General features: G+C 72.8%; 5 protein-coding genes. All 5 read left to right on the top strand.

Annotation, left to right across the window (positions count from 1 at the left end):
* The first annotated feature begins 68 nt into the window (after nt 1-68).
* Nucleotides 69-347: a glutaredoxin family protein gene (locus tag AOK18_RS21175; RefSeq protein ID WP_175400239.1), complete on the top strand. Its 279-nt coding sequence runs from the start codon at nt 69-71 to the stop codon at nt 345-347.
* 301 nt (nt 348-648) lie between these two features.
* A complete protein-coding gene (locus tag AOK18_RS21180; RefSeq protein ID WP_055695379.1) occupies nt 649-1449 on the top strand; it encodes a redox-sensing transcriptional repressor Rex in 801 nt (266 codons plus the stop codon).
* The gene (locus AOK18_RS21185) at nt 1446-3233 is read left to right on the top strand and encodes a glutamyl-tRNA reductase (protein WP_055571644.1); all 1788 of its coding nucleotides are present in this window, start codon (nt 1446-1448) and stop codon (nt 3231-3233) included. The genes AOK18_RS21180 and AOK18_RS21185 overlap by 4 nt, the downstream gene beginning before the upstream one ends.
* Nucleotides 3230-4189 (top strand): hydroxymethylbilane synthase, encoded by a 960-nt coding sequence (hemC, locus tag AOK18_RS21190; RefSeq protein WP_055695380.1) that lies wholly within the window; start codon nt 3230-3232, stop codon nt 4187-4189. Before AOK18_RS21185 ends, hemC begins: the two co-directional genes overlap by 4 nt.
* Nucleotides 4186-5901, top strand: a complete 1716-nt coding sequence (locus AOK18_RS21195; RefSeq protein ID WP_055695381.1) for a bifunctional uroporphyrinogen-III C-methyltransferase/uroporphyrinogen-III synthase — start codon at nt 4186-4188, stop codon at nt 5899-5901. Before hemC ends, AOK18_RS21195 begins: the two co-directional genes overlap by 4 nt.
* Nucleotides 5902-6023: the final 122 nt, after the last annotated feature.

Consider the following 6023-nt stretch of genomic DNA (forward strand, 5'->3'; position numbering starts at 1 on the left):
GCACCCCTCCCGGCCCACCGGGAAGCGGTGGGGGCGGAGGGGTTCCCCCGTCCCGTCGCGGGGTGAGAATGGCCGGTATGAGTCCGCTCTTCCGCCGCAAGGCTCCGCAGGATCGTCTCGTCACCCTCGTGGGCAAGCCCGGCTGTCATCTGTGCGACGACGCCCGGGCCGTGGTGGAGGGGGTGTGCGGTGACCTCGGGGTCGCGTGGGAGGAGAAGGACATCACCCGGGACCCGGCCCTGCACGAGCAGTACTGGGAGCAGATTCCCGTGGTTCTCGTCGACGGCCGCCAGCACACGTTCTGGCGCGTCGACGAGGTCCGCCTCCGCAAGGCCCTGACCGACTGAGAGTGGGACTGACCGACCAGTACAAAGCGACGGGAAAGTCGCTTAGGATCGATGGCGGCTAGGTCTCGGGGGCGGGATACACAGAGGAGAGTGTGCGGTTTTGCCCCCAGAACAAAGGGAGCGATGGTGCTCGCGCGCCGGTTCCGTACGCGTGCGCCGGGGGCGCGTGACCCCGGTCACTTTGGGTGGACAAAACGGACACCATCTTTGTGCACGCGTTCACAAAGGCATAGCCTGCATTCGACGGGGCGGTCCGGGGACGTATGACCGCCTGAAGCCCCGCTCTACCCGCAGGAGCACCGTGGCAACTGGCCGAACTCACCGACCGGCGACCCGTAGCCGAGGAATTCCCGAGGCCACCGTCGCCAGGCTTCCGCTGTACCTCCGCGCCCTCACCGCGCTCTCCGAGCGTTCGGTGCCCACGGTCTCCTCGGAGGAGCTGGCGGCCGCCGCGGGCGTCAATTCCGCGAAGCTGCGCAAGGACTTCTCCTACCTGGGCTCCTACGGGACCCGGGGCGTCGGCTACGACGTCGAGTATCTCGTGTACCAGATCTCCCGTGAACTCGGCCTGACCCAGGACTGGCCGGTTGTGATCGTCGGTATCGGAAACCTCGGTGCCGCGCTCGCCAACTACGGCGGGTTCGCCTCCCGCGGGTTCCGGGTCGCCGCGCTCATAGACGCCGATCCCGCGATGGCCGGAAAGCCCGTCGCCGGGATCCCGGTGCAGCACACCGACGAACTCGAGAAGATCATCCAGGACGAGGGCGTGTCGATCGGCGTCATCGCGACGCCCGCCGGCGCCGCCCAGCAGGTCTGCGAACGCCTCGTCGCCGCGGGGGTCACCTCCATCCTGAACTTCGCGCCGACCGTGCTGTCCGTTCCGGACGGCGTCGACGTGCGCAAGGTGGACCTCTCCATCGAACTGCAGATCCTCGCCTTCCACGAGCAGCGCAAGGCCGGCGAGCTGGCCGCCGGGGCCGTCGTCCCGGCCGCCGCCTCCCGCCAGGAGACCGCTGCCGTGCGCCGGGGCGCCGCCGCCGGCCGGGAGCCCGCCGCCGACCAGGGACCCGACGGGGACGTGCCCGCCGTGATGCCGACATGAGCCTCCTCGTCGTCGGACTGAGCCACCGCAGCGCACCGGTCAGCGTGCTGGACCGGGCCTCGCTGAGCCTGGACGCGCAGACCAAGCTGCTGCAGGACGCGGTCGCCGCCGAGCCGGCCACCGAGGCCGCGGTGCTGGCCACCTGCAACCGCATCGAGCTGTACGCCGACGTGGACAAGTTCCACGCCGGTGTCGCCGAGCTGTCCACGCTGCTGGCCCAGCACAGCGGGGTCGGCCTGGAGGAACTCACCCCCCATCTCTACGTGCACTACGAGGACCGGGCCGTCCACCACATGTTCTCGGTGGCCTGCGGACTGGACTCGATGGTGGTGGGCGAGGGGCAGATCCTCGGCCAGATCAAGGACTCGCTGGCGCGTGCGCAGGAACTGCACACCGCCGGCCGGCTGATGAACGACCTGTTCCAGCAGTCGCTCCGGGTCGGCAAGCGTGCCCACTCGGAGACCGGCATCGACCGCGCCGGGCAGTCCCTGGTCAGCTTCGGCCTGGAGCAGCTGGCCCTCGGCACCCCCGTCCCGGCCTGGGCGCGGGGCAAGAAGGCCCTGGTCATAGGCGCCGGTTCGATGTCGTCGCTGGCCGCGGCCACGCTCGCGCGGGCCGGGGTCTCCGAGATAGTGATCGCCAACCGCACCGCCGACCGTGCCGAGCGCCTCGCGGCGCTGCTCGGGGAGCAGTACGGGGGGCGTCCGGCCGAGGACGACGGCACGGGCGTGTCGGCCCGCGCCGTACCGATGGGATCGGTGCCGTTCGAGCTGACACGTGCCGACGTCGTCGTCTCCTGCACGGGCGCGACCGGGCTCGTCCTCACCGCCGGTGCGATCGCCGCCGGTGTCGAGGGCCGGATCGGGGCGCAGCCGGAGGCGCCGCGCGACGAGGTGCCGGACGCCGTGCGCGGCGAGGTGCCGGAGGCGCGGACGGCGCCCCTGCCCCCCGTGAGCACCGGTACCGACGAGGACTGCCCGCTGGACCTGACCTCCGTGCCGCCCGGCTTCTCCGTGATGGGTGAGGCGGCCGTCGCCGGCATGGACGCGGCGACGCTGGAGCAGCACGCGACGTGGGCCGCGGGCAGCGCCGTCGACCGCCGCAGGGCCGGCCGCCGCGGCGTCGACGCGGAGGGGACGGACCCCGAGCTGATCGGCGCGCTGGCCGCGACCGCGGCGAGCGCCGGCCGGATCCCCGAGCGGCGCCGTCCGGAGCCGGCGGCCGAGCCGCCGCGTCCGGAACCCGTGCTCCACCTGCTCGACCTCGCGATGCCCCGCGACATCGACGCCGCCGCGCACCGCCTCGCCGGGGTGCGGCTGGTGGACATCGAGACGCTCGCGGAGGCGTCCGCGGACGCTCCGATGGCTGCCGACGTGGACCAGGTCCGGCGTATCGTCTCCGATGAGGTGGCGGCTTTCGGAGCGGCACAGCGGGCCGCGCACATCACGCCGACCGTGGTCGCCCTGCGCACCATGGCCGCGGACGTGGTGGCCGGCGAGATCGCCCGCCTCGAGGGCCGGCTGCCCGGCCTGGACGACAAGCATCGCGCGGAGATCACCCAGACCGTACGGCGGGTGGTCGACAAGCTGCTGCACGCACCGACCGTGCGGGTCAAGCAGCTCGCGGCCGAACCCGGCGGCGCCGGGTACGCGGACGCGCTGCGCACCCTGTTCGACCTCGACCCCGAGACGGTGGCCTCCGTCTCCCGAGCCGAGGAAAGCAACGAGAAGAACGCGAAGAACGCGACCATCGCGAACATCGCAGAGAACCGAGGGCCGGCATGACTGGAAAGGCACTGAGGCTCGGGACCAGGCGGAGCAAGCTCGCCATGGCCCAGTCCGGGCAGGTGGCGGATGCCGTGAGCCAGGTGACCGGACGGCCTGTCGAGCTCGTCCCGATCACCACGTACGGCGACACGTCGCGCGAGCACCTCGCGCAGATCGGCGGGACCGGCGTCTTCGTGGCCGCGCTGCGCGAGGCGCTGGTGCGCGGTGAGGTGGACTTCGCGGTGCACTCGCTGAAGGACCTGCCGACCGCGCCGCACGACGAGCTGGTCCTGGCCGCCGTACCGGTGCGCGAGGACCCGCGGGACGTCCTCATCGCACGGGACGCGCTCAAGCTCACCGACCTCCCGAGCGGCGCCCGCATCGGCACCGGCTCGGCACGCCGCATGGCCCAGCTGAACGCGTACGCGGCGGCCCACGGCCGGGACGTCACGACGGTGCCGATCCGCGGGAACGTCGACACCCGGATCGGGTACGTCACCAACGGTGAGCTGGACGCCGTCGTGCTGGCGGCCGCCGGCCTGAACCGGGTCGGACGCAGCGACGAGGTGACCGACTTCCTGTCGGTCGACACGGTTTTGCCCGCCCCCGGCCAGGGGGCACTGGCGGTCGAGTGTTCCGTGCGCGACACGGAGCTGATCGCCGCGCTCGCCGAGCTCGACGACCCGTTCACGCGGGCCGCCGTGACGGCCGAGCGGTCTCTGCTCGCCGCCCTGGAGGCCGGCTGCACCGCCCCTGTGGGGGCGCTGGCCGATCTTCTGACGGACGGGCCGAATGTCAAGGAAATGCGCCTGCGGGGCGTCGTCGGCACGACCGACGGCACCACGCTGGTGCAGTTGTCCACCACCGGTCCCGTACCCGGGACGCACGAGGCGGCGATGGCGCTCGGTCGCGAACTCGCCACCGAGATGCTCGCGCAGGGTGCGGCCGGTCTGATGGGGGAGCGAGCACAGTGAGCCCCACCACCCTTCCACCCCCTCCGGAACACGGGCACGTCACCTTCCTCGGTGCCGGACCCGGGGATCCGGGACTGCTGACTCTGCGCGCCGTCGAGGCGCTGGCGAACGCGGACGTCCTCGTCGCCGAGCACGAGGTGCTCGGCGTCGTACGCCGACATGCCAGGCAGGGCGTCGCCGAGGTGCCCACGGAAACGGACTCGGCGGGTTCCTCCGCGCCGTCCGCTCCGGGCACAGGCACGCCTCAGCTCACGGTTGTTGACGGTGCGTCAACAACCGTAGGCGCACCCGCGGTGCGGGATGCGGCACATCTTGTCATGGAGGCCGCGCGGGGCGGCAGGCGGGTCGTGCGTGCGGTGTCCGGTGATCCCGGCCTCGACGCGTACGCCGCCGAGGAGATGCTGGCGTGCGTGGCGGCGGGGGTGCCCTTCGAGGTCGTCCCCGGTGTCGCGGCCGCGGTCGGCGTGCCCGCGTACGCCGGTGTGCCGCTGCGGGACGCGCACGGCGCGGACGTGCGGTTCGTGGACGCGCGCACCGCGTCCGACCGGTGCTGGACCGAGGTCGGGGCGTCGGACGGGACGGTGGTCGTCTCCACGACGCTCGACTCGGTGGGCGCGGCGGCGGGCGAACTGGTGTCCGCCGGTCGCAAGCCCGACACCCCGCTGACGGTGACGGTCGCGGGCACGACGACGCGGCAGCGCACCTGGACGGCGACGCTCGGCACGATCGCGCAGACGCTGAAGCAGGCGAAGGTGCTGCCGTCGCCCGAGGGCGGCCGGGCGGTCATAGCCGTGGTCGGTGAGCGTTCCGCGCCCGCCCAGCGCGACCGTCTGTCGTGGTTCGAGTCCAAGCCGATGTTCGGCTGGAAGGTGCTCGTGCCGCGGACGAGGGAGCAGGCGGCGTCGCTCTCCGACCAGCTGCGCTCCTACGGCGCGGTGCCGCACGAGGTGCCGACCATCGCCGTGGAACCGCCGCGTACCCCGCAGCAGATGGAACGCGCGGTCAAGGGCCTGGTGACGGGCCGCTACGAGTGGATCGCCTTCACCTCGGTCAACGCGGTCAAGGCGGTGCGGGAGAAGTTCGAGGAGTACGGCCTCGACGCCCGCGCGTTCGCCGGGATCAAGGTCGCCGCGGTGGGCGACCAGACCGCCAAGGCGCTGATCGACTTCGGCGTGCGGCCGGACCTGGTCCCGAGCGGTGAGCAGTCGGCTCGCGGGCTCGTGGAGGACTGGCCGCCCTACGACCCGGTCTTCGACCCGATCGACCGGGTGTTCCTGCCGCGTGCGGACATCGCCACCGAGACGCTGGTGGCCGGCCTCATCGACCTGGGCTGGGAGGTCGACGACGTCACCGCCTACCGCACGGTGCGCGCCTCGCCGCCGCCCGCGGAGACCCGCGAGGCGATCAAGGGCGGCGGCTTCGACGCGGTGCTCTTCACCTCGTCGTCGACGGTGCGGAACCTGGTCGGCATCGCGGGCAAGCCGCACAACGTGACGGTCATCGCCTGCATCGGCCCGGCGACGGCGAAGACGGCCGAGGAGCACGGGCTGCGGGTCGACGTCATGGCGCCGGAACCGTCGGTGCACAAGCTGGCGGAGGCCCTGGCCGACTTCGGCGCCCGCCGCCGACTGGCCGCCCTGGAGGCCGGCGACCCGGTGACCCGGCCGAGCGAACGGCGCCCGGGGGCGCGCAGGCGCCGGTCGACGACCTGAGGCGCCCGGCGGCGCCGGAACCGGTGATCGTCAGAGGCCCCGCCGTCCCGTATGGGACGGCGGGGCCTCTGTGCGTTCTGGGCGCCCGGTGCGGTGACGGGCCCGGGCGCCCAGAACGCACA

The sequence above is a fragment of the Streptomyces prasinopilosus genome, assembly GCF_001419695.1.
Taxonomy (GTDB): Bacteria; Actinomycetota; Actinomycetes; order Streptomycetales; family Streptomycetaceae; genus Streptomyces; species Streptomyces prasinopilosus.